This window comes from Pseudomonas sp. NPDC090752, from assembly GCF_055584805.1.
The window spans coordinates 180,813-201,316 of sequence record NZ_JBVJLI010000007.1; the positions used below are offsets into that span (position 1 = coordinate 180,813).

At 59.7% G+C, this 20,504-nt stretch carries 24 protein-coding genes and 1 pseudogene; 14 read left to right on the forward strand and 11 right to left on the reverse strand.

Going from position 1 to position 20,504, the window contains the following annotated elements:
* Positions 1-89 precede the first annotated feature (89 nt).
* The 5 genes from ACZ6YA_RS12170 to ACZ6YA_RS12190 all read left to right on the forward strand — a co-directional run bounded on the left by ACZ6YA_RS12170 (position 90) and on the right by ACZ6YA_RS12190 (position 3,789).
* Positions 90-1,907: a penicillin-binding protein activator gene (locus tag ACZ6YA_RS12170; RefSeq protein ID WP_465897357.1), complete on the forward strand. Its 1,818-nt coding sequence runs from the start codon at positions 90-92 to the stop codon at positions 1,905-1,907.
* On the forward strand, positions 1,907-2,278 hold the full coding sequence (locus ACZ6YA_RS12175) for a YraN family protein (protein WP_465897358.1): 372 nt from the start codon (positions 1,907-1,909) through the stop codon (positions 2,276-2,278). The genes ACZ6YA_RS12170 and ACZ6YA_RS12175 overlap by 1 nt, the downstream gene beginning before the upstream one ends.
* 86 nt (positions 2,279-2,364) lie before the next feature.
* Positions 2,365-2,958 carry a phosphoheptose isomerase gene (locus ACZ6YA_RS12180; RefSeq protein WP_400799971.1) on the forward strand — a complete coding sequence of 198 codons (594 nt, stop codon included), beginning with the start codon at positions 2,365-2,367 and terminating at the stop codon, positions 2,956-2,958.
* On the forward strand, positions 2,955-3,533 hold the full coding sequence (locus tag ACZ6YA_RS12185; RefSeq protein WP_465897359.1) for a BON domain-containing protein: 579 nt from the start codon (positions 2,955-2,957) through the stop codon (positions 3,531-3,533). Before ACZ6YA_RS12180 ends, ACZ6YA_RS12185 begins: the two co-directional genes overlap by 4 nt.
* Before the next feature lie 37 nt (positions 3,534-3,570).
* Entirely contained in the window at positions 3,571-3,789 is a 219-nt protein-coding gene (locus ACZ6YA_RS12190) for a YgdI/YgdR family lipoprotein (protein ID WP_465897360.1), read from the forward strand.
* A 48-nt stretch (positions 3,790-3,837) separates the two neighbouring features.
* Here the strand turns inward: ACZ6YA_RS12190 and ACZ6YA_RS12195 are convergent, their stop codons facing one another.
* The 7 genes from ACZ6YA_RS12195 to rplM all read right to left on the reverse strand — a co-directional run bounded on the left by ACZ6YA_RS12195 (position 3,838) and on the right by rplM (position 8,705).
* Positions 3,838-4,269 (reverse strand): ClpXP protease specificity-enhancing factor, encoded by a 432-nt coding sequence (locus tag ACZ6YA_RS12195; protein ID WP_403134803.1) that lies wholly within the window; start codon positions 4,267-4,269, stop codon positions 3,838-3,840.
* A 10-nt stretch (positions 4,270-4,279) separates the two neighbouring features.
* Positions 4,280-4,903, reverse strand: a complete 624-nt coding sequence (locus ACZ6YA_RS12200) for a glutathione S-transferase N-terminal domain-containing protein (protein ID WP_465897361.1) — start codon at positions 4,901-4,903, stop codon at positions 4,280-4,282.
* Between the two features lie 119 nt (positions 4,904-5,022).
* Positions 5,023-5,802, reverse strand: a complete 780-nt coding sequence (locus tag ACZ6YA_RS12205) for a cytochrome c1 (protein ID WP_465897362.1) — start codon at positions 5,800-5,802, stop codon at positions 5,023-5,025.
* Positions 5,802-7,013 (reverse strand): cytochrome b, encoded by a 1,212-nt coding sequence (locus ACZ6YA_RS12210; RefSeq protein ID WP_016395499.1) that lies wholly within the window; start codon positions 7,011-7,013, stop codon positions 5,802-5,804. The genes ACZ6YA_RS12205 and ACZ6YA_RS12210 overlap by 1 nt, the downstream gene beginning before the upstream one ends.
* On the reverse strand, positions 7,013-7,606 hold the full coding sequence (gene petA, locus ACZ6YA_RS12215; protein WP_465897363.1) for a ubiquinol-cytochrome c reductase iron-sulfur subunit: 594 nt from the start codon (positions 7,604-7,606) through the stop codon (positions 7,013-7,015). Before petA ends, ACZ6YA_RS12210 begins: the two co-directional genes overlap by 1 nt.
* 263 nt (positions 7,607-7,869) lie before the next feature.
* Positions 7,870-8,262 (reverse strand): 30S ribosomal protein S9, encoded by a 393-nt coding sequence (rpsI, locus tag ACZ6YA_RS12220; protein ID WP_264311679.1) that lies wholly within the window; start codon positions 8,260-8,262, stop codon positions 7,870-7,872.
* Positions 8,263-8,276: 14 nt separating this feature from the next.
* Entirely contained in the window at positions 8,277-8,705 is a 429-nt protein-coding gene (rplM, locus tag ACZ6YA_RS12225; protein WP_008097538.1) for a 50S ribosomal protein L13, read from the reverse strand.
* Positions 8,706-8,962: 257 nt separating this feature from the next.
* On the opposite strand from rplM, the gene ACZ6YA_RS12230 reads away from it, so the two are divergent.
* Together ACZ6YA_RS12230 and ACZ6YA_RS12235 are read left to right on the forward strand one after the other, a co-directional pair.
* On the forward strand, positions 8,963-10,003 hold the full coding sequence (locus ACZ6YA_RS12230) for an NADP(H)-dependent aldo-keto reductase (RefSeq protein WP_465897364.1): 1,041 nt from the start codon (positions 8,963-8,965) through the stop codon (positions 10,001-10,003).
* A 176-nt stretch (positions 10,004-10,179) separates the two neighbouring features.
* A complete protein-coding gene (locus ACZ6YA_RS12235) occupies positions 10,180-11,100 on the forward strand; it encodes a GlxA family transcriptional regulator (protein WP_465897466.1) in 921 nt (306 codons plus the stop codon).
* 39 nt (positions 11,101-11,139) lie between these two features.
* Here ACZ6YA_RS12235 and zapE read toward each other — a convergent pair whose 3' ends face one another.
* The 3 genes from zapE to ACZ6YA_RS12250 all read right to left on the reverse strand — a co-directional run bounded on the left by zapE (position 11,140) and on the right by ACZ6YA_RS12250 (position 14,420).
* A complete protein-coding gene (gene zapE, locus ACZ6YA_RS12240) occupies positions 11,140-12,234 on the reverse strand; it encodes a cell division protein ZapE (RefSeq protein ID WP_465897365.1) in 1,095 nt (364 codons plus the stop codon).
* 184 nt (positions 12,235-12,418) lie between these two features.
* Complete coding sequence (locus ACZ6YA_RS12245) at positions 12,419-13,759, reverse strand: tryptophan--tRNA ligase (protein ID WP_465897367.1); 1,341 nt, start codon at positions 13,757-13,759, stop codon at positions 12,419-12,421.
* 25 nt (positions 13,760-13,784) lie between these two features.
* Positions 13,785-14,420 carry an alpha/beta hydrolase gene (locus ACZ6YA_RS12250; protein WP_465897467.1) on the reverse strand — a complete coding sequence of 212 codons (636 nt, stop codon included), beginning with the start codon at positions 14,418-14,420 and terminating at the stop codon, positions 13,785-13,787.
* A gap of 136 nt (positions 14,421-14,556) precedes the next feature.
* Here ACZ6YA_RS12250 and ACZ6YA_RS12255 point away from each other — a divergent pair, with 136 nt between their 5' ends.
* Positions 14,557-14,994: a Z-ring associated ZapG family protein gene (locus tag ACZ6YA_RS12255; RefSeq protein WP_400799940.1), complete on the forward strand. Its 438-nt coding sequence runs from the start codon at positions 14,557-14,559 to the stop codon at positions 14,992-14,994.
* A 48-nt stretch (positions 14,995-15,042) separates the two neighbouring features.
* Here the strand turns inward: ACZ6YA_RS12255 and ACZ6YA_RS12260 are convergent, their stop codons facing one another.
* Positions 15,043-16,236 carry a methionine gamma-lyase gene (locus tag ACZ6YA_RS12260; RefSeq protein WP_465897368.1) on the reverse strand — a complete coding sequence of 398 codons (1,194 nt, stop codon included), beginning with the start codon at positions 16,234-16,236 and terminating at the stop codon, positions 15,043-15,045.
* A 127-nt stretch (positions 16,237-16,363) separates the two neighbouring features.
* Between ACZ6YA_RS12260 and ACZ6YA_RS12265 the strand changes: the two genes are divergently transcribed.
* The 6 genes and pseudogenes from ACZ6YA_RS12265 to ACZ6YA_RS12290 all read left to right on the forward strand — a co-directional run bounded on the left by ACZ6YA_RS12265 (position 16,364) and on the right by ACZ6YA_RS12290 (position 20,445).
* On the forward strand, positions 16,364-16,843 hold the full coding sequence (locus ACZ6YA_RS12265; protein WP_465897369.1) for an Lrp/AsnC family transcriptional regulator: 480 nt from the start codon (positions 16,364-16,366) through the stop codon (positions 16,841-16,843).
* 585 nt (positions 16,844-17,428) lie between these two features.
* Positions 17,429-19,270 (forward strand): annotated as a pseudogene (locus tag ACZ6YA_RS12270) (S-type pyocin domain-containing protein).
* Positions 19,267-19,530, forward strand: coding sequence for a bacteriocin immunity protein (locus ACZ6YA_RS12275; protein WP_465897370.1), 264 nt, complete (start codon positions 19,267-19,269; stop codon positions 19,528-19,530). The pseudogene ACZ6YA_RS12270 and the gene ACZ6YA_RS12275 overlap by 4 nt, the downstream one beginning before the upstream one ends.
* Before the next feature lie 119 nt (positions 19,531-19,649).
* Complete coding sequence (locus tag ACZ6YA_RS12280) at positions 19,650-20,006, forward strand: S-type pyocin (RefSeq protein WP_465897371.1); 357 nt, start codon at positions 19,650-19,652, stop codon at positions 20,004-20,006.
* Positions 20,003-20,266 (forward strand): bacteriocin immunity protein, encoded by a 264-nt coding sequence (locus ACZ6YA_RS12285; protein WP_465897372.1) that lies wholly within the window; start codon positions 20,003-20,005, stop codon positions 20,264-20,266. The genes ACZ6YA_RS12280 and ACZ6YA_RS12285 overlap by 4 nt, the downstream gene beginning before the upstream one ends.
* Entirely contained in the window at positions 20,263-20,445 is a 183-nt protein-coding gene (locus ACZ6YA_RS12290; protein ID WP_465897373.1) for a hypothetical protein, read from the forward strand. The genes ACZ6YA_RS12285 and ACZ6YA_RS12290 overlap by 4 nt, the downstream gene beginning before the upstream one ends.
* Positions 20,446-20,504: the final 59 nt, after the last annotated feature.

Genomic DNA, 20,504 nt, shown 5'->3' on the forward strand with positions numbered 1-20,504 from the left:
TAGTGAAGGTTCTGCAATCAGCAACATCGCGCCCCGGCCAACCCTTCGGTACAATTGCCGGCCAACTTGATCGGTAACAGGACCTTTACATGATCGCTTGCCTGCGGCTGTTCACAGCCCTCTGCCTCGCTGCCCTGCTGGCAGCCTGCGCCAGCTCGCCCTCATCCAGCCTGGGCGAGCTGCCGCGCACCCCGGACGCCAGCATCGAGCAACTGCTCCAACAAGCAGCGACCAGCAAGTCCGCAGAAGATGCTGCCCTGCTGCGCCTGAGCGCTGCCGACCTGGCCTACAAGCAGAAGGACTATCCGCGCGCCGCACGCATTCTCGAGCAAGTGCCGATGGATACGCTCAAGCCCGCCCAACAAATCTTCGCCGCGACCCTCGGCGCGGAACTGGCCATGAGCCGCAATCAGCCCAAAGCGGCCCTCAGCGCCCTGTCGCATCCCAGCCTGCAGCACATCGCCGAACTGCCGGCAGAGCAACAGGTACGCACCTACAGCGTGCACGCCGCCGCCCTGGAGGCCGATGGCCAGACCCTGGCTGCGGCACAACAGCGCGTGCTGCTGAGCCCCCTGCTCAGCGGCCAGGCCACCAGCAGCAATAATGACGCGATCTGGGCGCTGGTCGCCTCGCTGCCAGCCGAGCAACTGCAGCAGCCCGCCAGCAACGAAACCCTGGCCGGCTGGACCAGCCTCGCCCTGGCCGTAAAAAGCGCCGGCACCCTGGAGCAACAGCAGGCGGCAATCGACACCTGGCGCCAACAGCATCCTGATCACCCGGCAGCCAAGCAACTGCCCCTGGCCTTGACCAAGCTCAAGGAACTGGCCAGCCAGCCGCTGACCAAAATTGGCTTGCTGCTGCCCCAGGAAGGCCCATTGGCCGGCGTCGCCCGCGCCCTGCGTGACGGCTTCATGGCTGCCCACTTCCAGGCCCAGCAAGCCGGCCAGCAAGCGCCAGCCGTGCAGGTTTACGACAGCTCGCGCATCGGCTCGCTCGACGACTTCTACCGCCAGGCTCAGGCCGATGGCGTGCAACTGGTGGTCGGCCCGCTGGAGAAAGCCATGGTGAAAAAACTCGCCGCCAACGCGCAACTGCCTATCACCACTCTCGCCCTGAACTACGCCGACGCGGGTCAGAAGGCCCCACCACAGCTGTTCCAGTTCGGCCTCGCCGCAGAAGACGAAGCCCGCGAAGTTTCGCGGCGTGCCCGCGCCGACGGCATGGTCCGCGCCGTGGCACTGGTACCGAGCGGCGAATGGGGCGATCGCGTGCTCGCTGCCTTCCGCCAGGATTGGGAAGGCAATGGCGGCACCATCATCGCCGCCGAGCGCATCGCCCAGCCGGTCGCCCTCGCCCAGCAGATCGCCAACCTGTTCCAGCTGCGTCAAAGCGAAGGCCGCGCACAGAGCGTGCAGAGCACGGTCGGTGGCAGCATTGCCGCACAGCCTTCACGTCGCCAGGACATCGATTTCATCTTCCTTGCCTCGACCCCACAGCAGGCACAGCAGATCAAGCCGACCCTGAACTTCCAGTACGCGGGTGACGTACCGGTCTACGCCACCTCGAACCTGTACAGCGCCAGTGGTGACGTCAACCAGTACAACGACATGAACGGCATTCGCTTTTGCGAAACCCCGTGGCTGCTAGACACCACCAACAGCCTGCGCCAGCAGGTGGTACAGCAGTGGCCACAAGCCGCCGGCAGCCTCGGCCGCCTGTACGCCATGGGCGTCGATGCCTACAGCCTGGCGCCACGCCTGGGCCAGCTGAAAGCACTGCCAGACAACCGCATACAAGGCCTTTCCGGCAGCCTGAGCATGAGCGCCAGCCAGCGCATCGAGCGCCAGCTGCCATGGGCCGAGTTCTCCGGCGGCCAGGTCAAGCGCCTGCCGGACACCAGCCGCTGATGCCGGACGCATCGCCGACCAGCGCCGGCCAGGCCGCAGAAAACCAGGCCCTTGAATACCTTCAGGGGCAGGGCCTGCAACTGCTGACGCGCAACTGGCGATGCAAAGGCGGCGAGCTTGATCTGGTCATGCTCGACGCCGATACAGTAGTATTCGTCGAAGTCCGCTATCGGTTGCACGCGGGCTTCGGTGGCGCCCTCGGCAGTATCGACGGGCGCAAGCAGAAACGACTGGTGCTTGCCGCCAGTCTTTTCCTGCAGAAGGAGTCTCGCTGGGCCAATTACCCTTGCCGCTTCGACGTTGTCGCCCTGCAGGGTAGCCACCACGCAGGCCGGCCGCTTCAATGGCTGAAAAACGCCTTCGAATGCTGAACCCACTCCCATTTTCTTGCTCTATGTTTCGCGGGCTGGTCGCTGTTGCGCGTCGCGCCTGCCACCGCCCCACTTAAGGTCACCAGATGGACATGCAATCCCGAATTCGCCGGCTGTTCCAGGCCAGCATCGATACCAAGCAACAGGCAATGGACATCCTGGCACCACACATCGAGCAGGCCAGCCTGGTCATGGTCAATGCGCTGCTCAATGAGGGCAAGATGCTCGCTTGCGGCAACGGCGGCTCGGCCGGTGATGCCCAGCACTTCTCTTCCGAGCTGCTCAACCGTTTCGAGCGCGAGCGCCCGAGCCTGCCGGCGATTGCGCTGACCACCGACAGCTCGACGCTGACGTCGATCGCCAACGACTACAGCTACAACGAAGTCTTCTCCAAGCAGATTCGCGCCTTGGGCCAGCCCGGCGACGTGCTGCTGGCGATTTCGACCAGCGGTAACTCGGCCAACGTGATTCAAGCGATCCAGGCCGCACATGATCGCGAAATGATTGTCGTAGCCTTGACCGGGCGCGACGGAGGCGGCATGGCATCATTGCTGCTGCCAGAGGACGTGGAAATCCGCGTACCTGCAACGGTCACTGCACGTATTCAAGAAGTCCACCTGCTGGCGATCCACTGCCTGTGCGATCTGATCGACAGCCAACTGTTCGGGAGTGAAGAATGATCCCTATGCGCCTCGGCCTGATGGCCCTGACCCTGTGCCTGAGCGTCACCGGCTGCAGCTCGGTACTGACCTCGACCCGCAACTCGCCGATCGAGGATGATCGCGGCACACGTACTATCGGCAGCAAGATCGACGATTCGCTGATCGAAACCAAAGCGGCGGTCAATATTTCCAAGGCCAACCCGGACCTGGACAAGAGTTCGCACATCGTCGTCAGCAGCTACAACGGTATCGTCCTGCTCGCCGGGCAAACCCCGCGCGCCGACCTCAAGAGCCTGGCCGAACAAACTGCCGGCCAGGTACAGCGCGTCAAGAAAGTCCACAACGAGCTGCAGGTGATGCAGCCCTCCTCCATCCTGGCGCGCAACAACGATGCCTGGCTGACCACCAAGATCAAGACCCAGATGCTGGCCGACAATGCCGTACCCAGCTCGCGCATCAAGGTGATCACCGAAAACGGCATTGTCTACCTGCTCGGCCTGGTAACCCAGCAAGAAGCCAACGCCGCCACTGCGGTGGTACAGGGTGTGTCTGGGGTGCAGAAGATCGTCAAGCTCTTCGAATATATCGACTGATCACGTTTCAACCTTTCAAATATTCAGGAAACACCGCATGAAAAAGCTGCTGCTGCCTGCCCTGCTGATCGGCACCTTCGCCGCCTTGGCCGGCTGCTCCACACCAAGCCTGATCACCCTCAACGATGGCCGCGAGATCCAAGCCATCGACACCCCGCACTATGAGAAGATTTCAGGCTTCTACGAGTTCGAGCAACTCGACGGCAAACGCACCCGCATCAACAAGGACCAGGTGCGCACCATCAGCGACCTGTAATTTCAGGCCAGCAATGAAAAAGGCGATCCTTGCGGATCGCCTTTTTTGTTACTTGACCACCTTCAAACTCGGCCGACCACTCGGGCGCGGCGGCTGGCCACCGCCTTGCGGTGGACCATCGTCATCCGGCTCGACACCTTCGTCGTCCAGCTCTTCACCCTCCATCACCGGCGGCTCCAGCTCGAAGACCATGCCTTGGCCGTTCTCACGGGCGTAAATGCCGAGAATGGCACCTACCGGCACGAACAGCGAATGAGCAACGCCACCGAAGCGGCCCTCGAAGCTCACCGCATCGTTGTCCATGTGCAGGCTGCGCACGGCACTCGGGGAAATGTTCAGGACGATCTGGCCGTCACTGGCGAAACCTTGCGGCACCTGGACAGCCGGAAACTCGGCATTGACCAGCATATGAGGGGTGCAATCGTTGTCGACGATCCACTCGTACAGTGCTCGAACCAGATAGGGGCGACTGGAGTTCATCAACGGCTCCTTAAAGCTTGCGCATTTCACGCTCAACGGAGGACAGGCTCGCCAAGAAAGGCTCGCGGGCGAACTGTCGCTCCATGTAATCCAGCAGCGGCTTGGCTTGCCGCGGCAATTCGATACCCATCACCGGCAAACGCCAGAGTATGGGCAATAGACAACAATCGACCAGGCTTTGCTCATCGCTCATGAAGCAAGCGAACTCGTTGAACAGCGGCGAGACGCCGGTCAGGCTCTCGCGCAGGGCCTTGCGCGCCTCAGCCCGGGCGGCATCACTGCTGCGCGGATCGAGCACGGTATCGGCCAACGCACACCAGTCACGCTGGATGCGATGCATCAACAAGCGGCTATTACCGCGCGCCACCGGGTAAACCGGCATCAGCGGCGGGTGCGGATAACGCTCCTCGAGGTATTCCATCACCACGGTCGATTCATACAACGTCAGGTCACGATCGACCAGGGTCGGCACGCTGCCGTAAGGGTTCACCTCAACCAGCTTGGGTGGCAGACGCCCGGGGTCGACGTCGATGATCTGCACGCTGACACCCTTCTCGGCAAGCACCAGGCGTACCCGGTGAGAGTAAGGGTCAGCGGGATCGGAATAGCAGGCTAACCGGTTGGTCACGCCCATGTAGCGCCTCCTCGCAGGGGATGCTTGTGAAACTGCAAATGCAAACGCGCCCTGGAAGCTCCCCCGCTTGCACAAGGGAGCGCCCAGGGCGCGTTCAACTACCAGAAACTACTGCGTGATCAGTGCACGTCCTTCCAGTATTCGCGCTTGAGCAAGTAGGCGAACACGAAGAAGAAAGCCAGGTACAGCAACACGTAGGTACCGATGCGCTGGCTTTCCAGTTTGACCGGGTTGGCCGAATAGGCCAGGAAGGTCACCAGGTTCTTGACCTTCTCGTCGAACTGCTCGGTGGTCAGGGTACCGGAATTCGGCGTGATGGTCAGCTGGTCACACGCTTCATGGGTCAACGGGCTGCCTGTCAATGGGTCGAATTGTTTCTTGCCATCGACCACCATCTGCACCTGCTTGCAACCCACCACCTGGTTGCCCTGCAGGCCTACCAGCACATTGGGCATGCCGACGTTGGGGAACACTTTGTTATTCACCCCATAAGGGCGCGACGGGTCCTCGTAGAAGCTGCGCAGGTAGCTGTACAGCCAGTCGGTACCGCGCACCCGGGCTACCAGGGTCAGGTCAGGTGGCGCGGCACCGAACCAGGTCTTGGCGTCAGTGGGTTTCATGCCGATATTCATGTGGTCACCGATCTTGGCACCGGTGAACACCAGCTTCTCGAGCATCAACTCATGGGGGATGCCCAGGTCATCGGCAACCCGCTCGTAACGCTGGAACTTGGCGCTGTGGCAGCCCATGCAATAGTTGGCAAACGTTCGCGCACCGTCCTGCATGGCGGCCTTGTCGGTCAGGTCGATATCGACCTTGTCCAGCTCCAGGCCATGCTCGGCAGCGAAGGAAAAGGCAGTCATCACTGCCAGCAAAAATACTGCAATCAACTTTTTCATCAGCCAGTCACCCTTTCCGGAACCGGTTTGGTCTTCTCGAGCCTTGTGTAAAACGGCATCAGCAGGAAGTAGGCGAAGTACAACACCGTGCACACCTGCGACAGCAAGGTGCGCCCTGGCGTCGGTGCCAATACCCCGAGGATGCCGAGGATGACGAAGGCAATGCAGAACACCAGCAGGAAGACCTTGCTGATCCAACCCTTGTAGCGCATGGAGCGCACCGGGCTGCGGTCGAGCCAGGGCAACACGAACAACACGGCGATGGCGGCGCCCATGGCGATCACCCCCATCAGCTTGTCAGGCACGGCACGCAAGATCGCGTAGAACGGCGTGAAGTACCAGACCGGGGCAATATGCTCAGGCGTCTTGAAGGCGTTGGCCTGCTCGAAGTTGGGTTTTTCCAGGAAGTAGCCGCCCATTTCCGGGAAGAAGAACACCACGGCGCAGAATACGAAGAGGAACACCACCACCCCGACAATGTCCTTGACGGTGTAGTACGGGTGGAACGGAATGCCGTCGAGCGGGATGCCATTCTCGTCCTTCTTCTTCTTGATATCGACCCCATCCGGGTTGTTCGAGCCCACTTCGTGCAGTGCCAGGATATGCAACACCACCAGGCCGAGAATGACAATCGGCAAGGCCACCACGTGCAAGGCGAAGAAGCGGTTGAGGGTAATGCCCGAAATCAGGTAGTCACCACGGATCCACTGGGTGAGGTCGCCGCCGATTACCGGGATGGCACCGAACAGCGAGATGATAACCTGGGCGCCCCAGTACGACATCTGCCCCCACGGCAGCAAATAGCCCATGAACGCCTCAGCCATCAGCGCCAGGTAGATCAGCATGCCGAACAGCCATACCAGCTCGCGTGGCTTCTGGTAGGAGCCGTAGAGCAGGCCGCGGAACATGTGCAGGTAGACCACGATGAAGAACGCCGAAGCACCGGTGGAGTGCAGGTAGCGCAGGATCCAGCCGTATTCCACGTCACGCATGATGTACTCGACCGAGGCAAAGGCCTCTTCCGCCGAGGGTGTAAAGCTCATGGTCAGCCAGACGCCGGTGACGATCTGGTTGACCAGTACCAGCAGGGCTAGCGAGCCGAAGAAATACAGGAAGTTGAAGTTCTTGGGCGCGTAATACTTGCTCAGGTGGTCTTCCCACATCTTGGTGGCGGGGAAGCGAGCGTCAATCCAGTCCATGAACTTGCTCATCATGCTTTCTCCTGGTCGACGCCGATGACGACGATGTCATCCGACTCGTAAGAGTGCGGCGGCACTGGCAGGTTGAGAGGTGCGGGTTGCGACTTGTACACACGGCCAGCCAGGTCGTAATGCGAGCCGTGGCACGGGCAGAAATAGCCCCCCACCCACTTCGGCCCGAGGTCAGCCGGCGCGACTTCCGGGCGGAAGGTCGGCGAGCAGCCCAGGTGCGTGCACAGGCCGACAAGAATGAGCAGTTCCGGCTTGATCGAGCGAACTTCCGGGTCGACGTACGCTGGCTGCACGGATGCCTTCGACTCGGGGTCGGACAGCTCTGGCGTGAGCTTTTTGAGATTGCCAAGGATCTCTTGCGTTCGCCGCACGATGAATACGGGCTGGCCGCGCCATTCAGCGACCATCTGCTGCCCGGGCTCGACCTTGGCGATATTGACCTTCACCGGTGCACCGGCAGCCTTCGCCTTGGCACTGGGAAACCATGACCCCACGAACGGTACCGCAGCCCCCACTGCCCCCGCCGCCCCGACCACGGATGTCGCGGCTACGAGGAAGCGGCGCCGGCCTGCGTTGACGCCGTCATTGCTCATTCAGTCCTCTCCCATCAGCTTGCTTGGCCTGTTGGATCAGGCCTGTACTTAGGTAATGTCTGTGGCACTAAAAATTGGCCGCCATGGTAAGAAACAAGTCCACACAATGACAAGGTGATTAGCCTGGCAATGGGCCACAACCCTCGCTTTGCTTGATCTGCGTCTATGTGGCAGGTCACCACGGACATGCTGACAGGTTAGTTCAAGACATAAAAAAAGCCCGGTTCCAAGGAACCGGGCTTTTTTCGACTGCCGAAGCGGTATTAACGCTTGGAGTACTGAGGACGCTTACGCGCTTTACGCAGACCCACTTTCTTACGCTCGACTTCACGAGCGTCGCGGGTGACGTAGCCAGCACGACGCAGAGCGCCACGCAGGGTTTCGTCGTATTCCATCAGAGCGCGGGTGATACCGTGACGGATCGCACCGGCTTGACCGCTGACACCACCACCGGCAACGGTGACGTAGATGTCGAACTTCTCGGTGGTTTCGGTCAGCTCGAGTGGCTGACGAACAACCATGCGAGCGGTTTCGCGACCGAAGAACACGTCCAGCGAACGGTTGTTGATGGAGATGTTACCAGTACCCGGACGCAGGAAAACGCGAGCGGTTGCGGTCTTGCGACGGCCAGTGCCGTAATTTTGAGTCGCCGACATAATGAACTATCCCCTTAGATCTTCAGTTCTTGAGGCTGCTGAGCAGTGTGTGGGTGAGCAGCACCCGCGTACACTTTCAGCTTGCGGTACATGTCGCGACCCAGCGGGTTCTTAGGCAGCATGCCTTTGACCGCGGTTTCGATAACACGCTCAGGGGCTTTGGCGATCAACTTCTCGAAGTTGATTTCCTTGATGCCGCCTGGGAAGCCGGAGTGGGAGTAGTACATTTTGTCGGAAGACTTGGCGCCAGTTACACGGATCTGCTCGGCGTTGATGACGACGATGTAGTCGCCGGTGTCAACGTGAGGGGTGTATTCTGGTTTGTGTTTGCCACGCAGACGGCTAGCGATTTCGGTAGCCAGACGACCCAGGGTCTGGCCAGCGGCGTCGACTACGAACCACTCGCGCTTTACTGTTTCCGGTTTAGCAGTAAAAGTTTTCATTCTCTAAAGCCTCAGAGGCCGCCCAGCGAAAAATAGACGGCGAATCTTACTGGATAGTGCACAGCTTGCCAAGGGCAAGCGCGCAGCCGAACACTGACGCTTTTGGGGGCTCGGGTCGGGCACGCCAATGTTCGACAGGGTTCTTCCTGCGTGGTGGTGCATCACTCCCGCCACACGGAGAGGTGCCGAATTATCCAGATTGCGCGAAAAATTTCAACCTGCTTTTATGGGTGTCTTTGCCAAGGAGTGTTTTCCCGATGGAATACCGCAAGCTCGGCCGTACCGACCTCGACGTCAGCGCCCTGTGCCTGGGCACCATGACCTGGGGCGAGCAGAACACCCAGGACGAGGCCTTCGCACAGATCGCCAAAGCCAAGGCCAGCGGGGTCAACTTCATCGACACCGCCGAGATGTACCCGGTGCCGCCGCGCCCTGAGACCTACGCGGCAACCGAGCGCATCATCGGCAACTGGTTCCAAGCCAATGGCGACCGTGACGACTGGGTGCTGGCCAGCAAGATCGCAGGCCCCGGCAATGGCATCAGCCATATTCGCGATGGCCAGCTCAAGCACAATCGCCAGCACATCGTCGCCGCCCTGGATGCCAGCCTCGAGCGCCTGAACACCGATCGCATCGACCTCTACCAGCTGCATTGGCCGGAGCGCAGTACCAACTTCTTCGGCAAGCTGGGCTACCAGCACTTGCCACAAGACCATTTCACCCCGCTGGAAGAAACCCTGGAGGTGCTCGACGAACAGGTGCGGGCTGGCAAGATCCGTCACATCGGCCTGTCGAACGAAACACCATGGGGCACCATGAAGTTTCTGCAGCTGGCGGAAACTCGCGGCTGGCCGCGCGCGGTGTCGATCCAGAATCCCTACAACCTGCTCAACCGCAGCTTCGAAGTGGGCCTTGCGGAAGTCGCCATTCGCGAGCAGTGCGGCCTGCTGGCTTACTCACCTCTGGCCTTCGGCATGCTGTCGGGCAAGTACGAAAACGGCGCACGCCCGGAAAAAGGCCGCCTGACCCTGTTCAGCCGTTTCGCCCGCTACTCCAATCCACAGACCGTGACGGCCTGCGGCCGTTATGTACAGCTGGCCCGCGAGCATGGCCTGGACCCCGCGCAGATGGCCCTGGCCTTCGTTACACGCCAACCGTTCGTGACCAGCAACATCATTGGCGCGACCGATCTGGTGCAGTTGGAGAGCAACCTCAGAAGCCTGGAGCTGAACCTGAGCGATGAGCTGCTGGCGGCCATCGAGGCGATCCACCAGGAGCATCCGAACCCAGCGCCTTGAGCCGAAGGGCAGCGCAATTCTGCGGGGTAGACACAATCGCCAAAAAATAAGACGATCCAGCCGGTGATTGACCACTCTACCCTATAAGAACAATGACAATGATGTTTACCCAACCCTCCGCGTCGTTGCGGCGCGTCAGCATCCTGGCCATTGACAAGGTGTTCGCTTCGACCTTGATGCAGGCCAAGGACTTTTTCCACCTTGCCAGCTTGCGCTATAGCAAGCAGCTGGGCCTGGGTTTGCAGCCCATGTTCGAGATCAGCCTGGTGAGCCCGGATGGCCAGCCGGTGGACAGCTTCAGCAACGTGCAGCTGCCGGTCGATGGTGGCCTTGACGATGCCGATGTGATCATCCTCCCAGCGTTTTGGGAAGACTTCGACAACCTGCTGCAACGTTATCCACAGGTACTGCCTTGGCTGCGCGAGCAACATGCCCGTGGTGCCGTGCTCTGTGCCGAAGCCAGCGGCGTGTTCTGGCTGGCCGAGTCGGGCCTGCTCGACGGCAAGGAGGCAACCACCTATTGGCGCTTCTTCGCCACATTTGCCGAGCGTTTTCCGAAAATCCGGCTGAATCAGGACAAGCACCTGACCGATGCCGACAACCTGTACTGCGCTGGTGGCACTACCTCGGCCTGCGACCTGTACATCTACCTGATCGAGCGCTTCTGCGGGGCCAACGTGGCCCGCGCCGTGGCCCGCGACATCCTCTACGAAGTGCAGCGCAACTACACCCCGGGGCGCATGGGCTTTGGCGGGCAGAAGCTGCACCAGGACCTGATCATCCTGCAGATCCAGCACTGGCTGGAAGAGCACTTCGCCGATAAATTCCGCTTCGAGGACGTGGCCCGCAACCACGGCATGAGCATCCGTAACTTCATGCGTCGGTTCCAGGGCGCAACCGGCGACAAGCCGTTGCATTACCTGCAGCGGCTACGGATCGAAACGGCCAAAGGGTTGCTGTCGAGCACGCGCAAGAGCATCAAGACCATCAGCTATGAGGTCGGCTATGACGATGCGAGCTTCTTTGCGCGGTTGTTCCGCCAGCACACGGAGTTGTCGCCGAACCAATATCGGCAGCAGTTCATGCAGGAAGCCTGAAATACCTGGGGCCGCAAAAGCGGCCCCAGTTTCGATGGATTACGGCTTGTGCGCGCGCGACAGGAACTCGTGCGACTGCATTTCCAGCAGTCGGCTCAGCGTACGCTGGAACTCGAATGCCAACCGCCCACCGGTATACAGGTCTTTGAGCTCCACCTCGGCCGAAATGATCAGCTTGACGTTGCGGTCGTAGAACTCATCCACCATGTTGATGAAGCGCCGGGCGATGTCGTCGGTGGTGACGCTCATCTGCTCGACGTTGCTCAGCAACACGGCGTGGAAGATCTTGCCCAACTCGATGTAGTCGTTCTGGCTGCGCGGCCCGTCACACAGCGCGCGGAAGTCGAACCAGGCGACGTCGTCACAGGTACGCAGGGCGTGGATCGGGCGGTTTTCGATCATCAGTACGTCATTGTCGACGGCCTGGGTGCACTCCGGGGTCAGTGCCTTGAAGCTGGCACGCATGCTCTGCTCTGCCGCTTCATTGAGCGGGAAGTGGAACAGTTCGGCCTGCTCCAGGTGACGCAGGCGGTAGTCGACGCCGCTGTCGACGTTCACCACGTCGGTGTACTGCTTGATCATGGCGATAGCCGGCAGGAAGCGCGCGCGCTGCAGGCCGTCCTTGTACAGGCCGTCGGGGACGATGTTGGAGGTCGCCACCAGCGAGACGCCGTTCTTGAACAGCTCTTCCATCAGAGTGCCAAGGATCATGGCATCGGTAATGTCGGAAACGAAGAATTCGTCGAAGCAGATCACCCTGGCTTCTTCACTGAAGCGCTTGGCGATGATCGTCAGCGGGTTCTTCTCGCCTTTGAGGGTTTTCATTTCCTCATGCACACGCTTCATGAAACGGTGGAAGTGCGTGCGCATCTTCTGCTTGAACGGCAGCGCCTCGTAGAAGGTATCGACCAGGTAGGTCTTGCCGCGGCCTACCCCACCCCAGAAGTACAGGCCCTTGACCGGCGTCTGCTCCTTCTTGCCGAACAACTTGCCGAACATGCCCGGCTTGTTGTTCTGCGCCTGCACCAGGTCGTCGTAGAGGCGCTGCAGGTGACGCACCGCAGTCTCCTGCGCCGCGTCATGGAAGAAGTCGGGACGTTTCAGATCTGCTTGATATCGTTCTAGGGGCGTCATGATTTCGTTAGCGAGGCAACAAAAAACGGGCCGTCACTGTAGCGACAGGCCCGCATTATGGCAATCAGACTTGCGGCGAAATGCCTCAGGCGGCATGCAATCCCTGTGGGGGCTTCAGCCGCGAACACGGGCGAAGCCCGTGCCATACACCGCGGCGTCTACTTCGCGGATAAATCCGCTCCTACTAAGGCTGAAGCGCTGCACGCAAGCCTTCGATGGCCGCGTCACGTGCCTCGCCGCTGTCGAACTGCGGCCCGTCGGCAACTTGCTCGCCGTCAAGCCACAGGCTGAAGCCCAGCCCTTCGACACGCACATCGGCCTCGCCACCTTGCTGCAGCTGCTTGCTCACGGCGCCAGCGCTCTTGCCGTCGGCGAAGCTGCGCGACAGCAGCAGTTGCTCGCCATCGGCAGCCAGCAGACGGAAGCGGAAGCTGCCATCCTCATCACGGAAGCTGACGAAACGCGCGCTCTTGGCGGCTTTTTTCTTCACTTCGGTGCTGGCCTGCACGCTGCTGCGGAACGAGCGCAGGCCAACGGCCTCGCGCAGTTGCTCGAGGAACGGCGTGGCGATCTTGCGGGCCTTGGCAGCGCCGGCCAGGAGGATGTCTTCGAGGTCCGCCGGGCGCGAAATCAGCTGGTGATAGTGCTCACGCTTCTCGGCCAACTGGCCGTCGAGCAACTGGAACAGACGCTGCTTGGCCTCGCCCCACCCCAGGCCCTGCAGCAGTTCTTCGCGGAACTCGGCGCACTGCGCCGGCGACGAGAAGGCCTGGAACAGGGTGAACAGGTGCGAGTTGTCCGGGTCCTTGGCTTCGCCGGGTGCGCGCGAGTCGGTGACGATGCGCGAGATGGCGTCCTTCATGTCCTTCGCGCTGGTGAACAGCGGGATGGTGTTGTCATAGCTCTTGGACATCTTGCGACCGTCCAGGCCCGGCAAGGTCGCCACGCTTTCCTCGATCACCGCCTCGGGCATGGCGAAGAAGTCCTTGCCCTGGCCGAACAGGTGGTTGAAACGCTGGCCGATGTCACGTGCCATTTCCACGTGTTGAATCTGGTCGCGACCAACTGGCACCTTGTTGGCGTTGAACATCAGGATGTCTGCAGCCATCAGCACCGGGTAGCTGTACAAGCCCATGGTCACGCCGGCATCCGGGTCTTCGCCGGTTTCCAGGTTCTTGTCCACCGAGGCCTTGTAGGCGTGGGCGCGGTTGAGCAGGCCCTTGGCCGCGACGCAGGTCAGCAGCCAGGTCAGCTCGGGGATCTCGGGAATATCGGACTGGCGGTAGAACGTGACCTTGTCTGGATCCAGGCCTCCGGCCAGCCAGGTGGCGGCGATTTCCAGGCGCGAACGCTGAATGCGCAGTGGGTCGTCGCACTTGATCAAGGCGTGGTAGTCGGCCAGGAAGTAGAACGAATCGACACCGGGCTGCTGGCTGGCGACGATGGCCGGGCGGATGGCGCCGGCGTAGTTGCCCAGGTGCGGGGTGCCGGTGGTGGTGATACCGGTGAGAATGCGCGTGGTCATGGGTGTTCGCTTATTCAGGCTTGGCTCAATTCGAAAGGCGCGGCAGCAGCAGATCCTTCAGATCGGTCAGCTTGCCATGGAAGAAGTGTCCGCATTCTGCCACTTTCAGCAGCTCATGGGGGCGCGACAGGGCGTCGGACCATTCGTAAACCAGCTGCGGCGCGACGACTTCGTCGGCGTCGGGCTGCACCACGGTGATCGGGCAGCGCTGGGGCAGCGGGAACTCCGCCGTCAGGCGCATCACCGCCGGGGCGATCATGAACAGTTGCTGCAGCTCGAAACCCGCGCTTTCCAGGCGTCCTGCCAGGCTAGTGGCGACAAAACCACCGAACGAAAAGCCCATCAGCACCAGCGGCAGTTGCGGGTGCTTTTCACGCAACCAGGCCGCGACGGCCTCGGCATCGGCCACTTCGCCAGCGCCCATGTCATGGCTGCCGGCGCTCTGGCCAACGCCGCGATAGTTGAAGCGCAGGGTCACGTAACCTGCGTCACGGGCCGTGCGCTGCAGGGTCGAGACCACCTTGTTGAGCATGGTGCCGCCCTGGACCGGGTTGGGATGGCAGATCAGCACCGCGCCGCGGGCGTCGGCCACGTCCAGGTACAAGGCTTCCAGCTGGCCAGCGGGGCCATCGATGAACAAGGGGGTTTCGCGGACAAGCAAGGCACTCACTCCGTGACCTCGAAGGGGGTCGATTCGTCTAGGTGATGAATTCTGTTCTGATTTGCGATCGCTCGCGGTATACAGCGCAGGTCTGAGCCGTTAACGTAAAGCAAAGCCGTTTATAGAGGAAGGACTCGTGGAACTCTCGCTCCTTGTTTGGTTGTTGCCAACCCTGGCCCTGGTCATCGGTGTGGCGGTCGGTTTCATCGTGGCCCGCCTGCTGCCCAATGCGGCGCCCAGCAACACCCAGCGCCAACTGGATGACATCCAGAAGCGCTTTGACAGCTACCAGAACGAAGTGGTCACCCACTTCAACAGCACCGCCATGCTGGTCAAGAAACTGACCCAGAGCTACCAGGACGTGCAGGATCACCTGGCTGAAGGCGCCAACAGCCTGGCCCTTGACGATGTCACCCGCCAGCGCTTGCTGGCTGCCCTGCATTCCGAAGCGGCCCAGGGGCCGCGCGACCGCCTGACTCCGCCGCGCGACACCGCTGAAGTGCCGCGTGACTATGCGCCGAAGACCCCGAACTCGCCGGGTATGCTCGATGAGAGCTACGGCCTCAAGCGCTGATCGGCTGAAATGGACAAGGCCTCGCGAGAGGCCTTTTTCTTGCCCGGATTACACGCTCGCCAACGCCTGCTCCACATCGGCAATCAGATCCTCGACATCCTCCAGCCCTACCGACAGGCGCACCAACCCCTCGGAAATCCCATGATGCGCCCGCTCCTGCGGTGTGTAGCTCGAATGGGTCATGCTCGCCGGATGCTGCGCCAGCGACTCGGCATCGCCCAGGCTCACCGCCCGGGCAAACAGTTGCAGCGCATTCATGAAGCGCCGCCCGGCCTCGATGCCGCCCTTGAGCTCAAAGGCAATCATTCCGCCCGGCAAGCGCATCTGCCGATGCGCCAGTTCGTACTGGGCAAACGATGACAGCCCCGGGTAATGGATCAGCTCCACCTGCGGCTGATCTGCGAGAAACTCGGCAACCTGCTGGGCATTGGCGCAGTGACGATCCATGCGCAACGCGAGCGTCTTGATGCCACGCATCAACAGCGAGGCATCGTGTGGCGACAACACCGCGCCAGTCATGTCCTTGAGCCCTTCCAGACGAATGCGATCAATAAGCGCCTTGCGGCCGATGACCAGTCCGGCGGTGATATCGCCGTGGCCACTGAGGTACTTGGTCGCGGAATGCACCACCAGATCGGCGCCCAGCTCCAGTGGCCGTTGCAGATAAGGCGTGCAATAGGTGTTGTCGACCACGATATGCAGGTCATGCCCCCGCGCCGCCTCGGCCACTGCAGCGATATCGACCAATTGCATGTTCGGATTGGCCGGGGTTTCGAAGTAGATCATCCGGGTCTTATGGGTAATCGCAGCCTTCAGCGCCTTGGTGTCATTGAGGTCGACATGGCGGATCTTCACTCCGAATTCACCGATGCCATGGTGCATGTAGGCGAAGGTGCAGCCATATACCGTGCGCCCGACAATGAGCTCGTCACCGGGGCGCAGCAAGGTCCATAGCGTGGAGGTGATGGCGCCCATGCCCGACGCCAGCGCCAGACCCGCCTCCCCGCCTTCCAGAGACGCCATGCGCTGCTCCAGCAAGGCCAGGGTCGGGTTGGAGATGCGACTGTAGAAATGCCCACCTTCCTCCCCGGCAAAGCACGCCGCGCCGTATTCGACGCTGGGGAAGGCATAGGTCGAGGTCTGGTAAACCGGTGGCACCAGAGCGCCGCCGTGGGAAAGCGGGTCGTAGCCATGATGGATGGCACGGGTGGAAAAACCGGTGTTGTTATGGGAGTCGCGCATGGCAACAGCCTCTGGTGGTTTGCTATAAGCTTATGCCACCGAGCTACCTGAATTTTTCCAAAATATCCCACGCTATTGCGCCTGTTTTGGAAAGAAAACAATAAATACAACGACAGGAGGGCATATCATGCCTTCAAGCCTCGACCGCACCGACCGCGCCCTGCTCGCCGCCCTGCAGGACAACGCCCGCCTTACCGTGTCCGAACTCGCCGACCAGGTTGCACTGACCACCTCGCCCTGCTGGCGGCGGGTGAAGTTGCTGGAGGACAACGGCTATATCACCGGCTATCAGGCGATCCTTTCGCCCAAGTCGCTGGGGTTTGGGGTGACGGCATTCGTCAGCATCATGATGGATTCGCATACCAAGGACGTGGCGTTGGCATTCGAGAAACGGCTGATGGAGATTCCAGAGATTGTGGCCTGCCACAACATCTCAGGGCGGTATGACTTTTTGCTGGAGATACTGGCGCGGGATCTGGAGTCGTTTGGGGAATTTACCCGGGAAGTGCTGCAGCGGTTGCCGGGGGTGAAGGAGATTTACTCGAGTTTTTCCTACAAGGCAGTTAAGGAAAAACGCGTTATCCCCGTTTCGGAAACTCATATCTGAATTAGATCTTTCAAGTCCTTAGGAACGCTCCTACCGATTGACGTACCGCGCCTGACATACAAGAAAAATTTCCTGAAGCACGCTTGCCATGTAGCGATCAGGAGAACCTACATGGAACAGGGAATAACGTACTATCTGGATGAAGCTCTGTTTATCAGCGCGAAGGCCCCAACAGCTGATGTCATTAATTACCTAGGTTCGGGAGGTGGCGGGCCTGGTAGCGGTGGTTGGGGGCTCGGCCAAGGAACCCCAAGAGGAACAAGCCCCAGCAGGTCTGACATTTCAAGGGTCATATCCTTGCGCAGGGTTCTGGGCGAGGAGTATCAAGTCATTGAAAAAGAGTTCGAAGAACAGTACGCCCCACATTTGAATCAGCTCGCCGAAACCATGGGAGCCCTTAAGCACCTAATCACGACTGAAGCAGCTAATTTCCCGGACCCACTTTCGCGTGCAATAGCACAGCAGCGAATCTTGACTTCGCGAATTTCTCAGATTCGCGATGGCTACTTGCAAATCGTCCCTGACGCCAACGCCTATTATGGCGCTCCTGCATTCTATAAGCGCGCTGGCTCTATGATGAGCAGAATGCTGGAGCCTGGTGTATTTGCTGAAACAGGTGAAGCGCTAGGAAGAGCGTTTATCACACGACTGAGGCAATCATGGGAGGGGGCCTACAAATTACATATCGAAGCCCAGAAGCACCAAGCGCTGGCCGACGACCTTAGCGCTCTGGCAGCGCAAGTGGATGGAGCAGAATTCAGTCAGCCTCCAGTCGACCTGATCAAGGCCGCCGAACGTAGAACCACGCAAATCAATGCCGAACGGCAGATTCATTTCGATTGCCTACCCAATGTTCTGCAACATGAGTTGAGCCAGCAAACCGCTGTCGATAGTTCATGGACGCTCGCCCAGACACTCAATGCTTATTTGGCAACCGCTGCATCCATGGCACAAGCCAAACAAGCTCAAACTCCGTCATTCGCGCAACAGAACCCGCAGATCAACGGCCCCCTGTCGAAACCTCAGCTCGAAGCACTTTTGCATCTTGTGGACGAGCAAAACCTGAGACGAGCCGGAGCACGCTGGAAGGAGTATCACCATGCTCTGGCACTGAGCGAGTCGATCAGGTTTCTCGGCGTTTATTCGAGCGGCACACAGAATCTGGTTCACCGCGCCAACGAAGTGGAGCGATTGCTTGCCCAGCATGCCAGTCAGCTAGAGGCAGCCCGTCAGCAGGCAGAAGCTGAAAGACTGGCGGCAGAGGAAGCTGCGCGACAAGCCGCCGAGGCAGAGCGACTCGCTGCCGAGGCGGAACGCCAAAGGCAGGAAGCAGCACGCCAAAGCATCAGCTACATCAACGACACCCATACTGCCGCCTCCGTGCCGATCATCATTCCGATTGGCGCAGCGACCTTCGCAATCGCCGAAACCGCTGCGACCGCCCTTCTGGAGGCAATAGCAGCAGCCATAGGGCGCCTGGCCACGACAACGGCGGCAGCGGCCACCCCGCTGGCTGTCGGCATGCTCTCGGCAGCATGGCCATCGCCCCTGGGCAACGCCGAAAGGCGGTACCTGATCAGCACACCCCTTTCCAGCCTCTCGCCGCATGGCGGGCCTGACTTGGCCGCCCTTGCTAACTCTTCAGCAAGCGTCGACTTGCCTTATTTGCTGGCAGGCCGTGAGGAGGCAGAGGGTGTCGATCTCTACGTGGTCCCCGGCGGCAAACCGGTGGCCGTACACCCGGCGACGTTCGATACAGAGCGGCAGGTCTACAGCCTGGCGCTCGATAATCCACAGCGCATCCTGACCTGGACACCGGCCAGTGCGCCTGGAGTAGAAGAAGGCAATTCCACCAGCCTGCCGTCAGTGCCGCCGGGCACGGTGGTTTATACGGGCGGCAGCCTGAACCCGGTCAGCACCGAGACGGAACGTTATCCTGCGCTGGACTTGCTGGATCAGGAACGGCTGATCATCACCTTCCCGATAGACTCGGGATTGCCGCCTATTCTGGTGGTTTTCAAGAGCCCACGCTATGAGCCGGGAGCTGTCACTGGTCAAGGATCAACGGTCGACGGTGTTTGGCTTTCGGAGGAGACCCGGAAAGAGGGCGCCGCAATCCCTGCTGCAATTGCAGATCTGCTGAGAGGAAGGGAGTTTCGAGACTTTGATGCGTTCAGAAGTTAGTTCTGGAAAATCGTCGCCAATACACCAGAGCTCTCTAGGCAATTCAACACCACTAATAACAAGCTCATGAACAAGGGCTATGCACCCAAGGCACGCGACATCGACCGTTACAAGGGCAATGCTACCTTTATACTTCATCATGTCATTCCAATCTCGGAAGGTGGAGCCGTATACGATGCAGACAATCTAAAAGTGGTAACTCCAGAGGCTCACAATCGAATCCATTACGGGGCATCGAAATGAAAGATAGAAAGAAATTTTCCGACTTCTCCGAAGCCGAATTCCTAGAAATCATTGTCTCCATCACCGACCCGACAGATGATGTAAGCGAGAAGGAGCTAGATTCGCGGATCTTGGACTTCAGAGAAATTTCTGAACACCCCAGTGGATCCGATCTTATTTACTGGCCTGAAGCTGATGGACTGGACGCTCCTGAAGAAATTCTACGAATTGTGAAAGAATGGCGCGCCATCAATAAAAAGCCCGGATTCAAAGCTACCTGAGCCGCACCCCCGCTTCGGCGGGGTACTTTTACGCGGACAGGAATATTCCTACAACCCAAAGAAAATTCCTCATACCCAATACTGCACTGTGAATATTCCCCTCCCAAACAAGCACAGCCATGATCCATGCATCACTTCAAGAGAGCAACGCTATCATGGCTATGCACCTCCCAGAGCACATCGCAAACAAGCTGGCAGAGCAATCCTTCGCCAACTTCGACGATTTCTCCCAGTCCTTCTGGATGGCTCTCGCCGAGGATCCGGTCTATTCCCACCAATTCGTCACCTCGCAACTCAAACGCATCAAACAAGGCTGGCCACCCCGCGCGCCCTTCGGCGAAACCGCCAAAGGCGTGCGTAACTATCAGATCTGCCACATAGACCCGCCCACCTTGGGCGGTACAATCTACGACGCCGAAAATCTGCGGATCATGAGTGCTCTGCAGTACGCGCTGTCTTCGGAGGTGGACTGGTGATCTGTCAAAAACACTCCCTTGCCGACTACACCTGCGCAGAATTCAGGGCTGTAATTGACGAACTGCTACATGCCTCTGGCACCTCTGCCTGGCAAGATCAATTACTCGAAAACTTTATCGAGATCACCGAACACCCAGATGGCTCCGACCTGCTCTACTACCCGGCAAACGAACTGGAGGGCTGCAGCATGGGTGTGATTGCACGTATCATCGCTTGGCGAAAATCAAAGAAACTTCCCCTGTTCAAGGACGTACAATGAAACAATCTCTCTGGGTGTTGATGCTGCTTCTGTCCGGTTGCGCCGACGGCAGAATCCTCATTCTGCCCAATCTGCAGGAGCAGAAATTCGCTTGCGACATGGATCCTTACAAACAAGGATGCGAACGCCATAGTGATTATGACCGGCACTACAACTCCATTGAGGACAAGAAGGGTTAGATAGCCTCAGAACACCGTTTAGTGATGTTTGATATCGTCTGGATGCCAGTAGGTTCGCT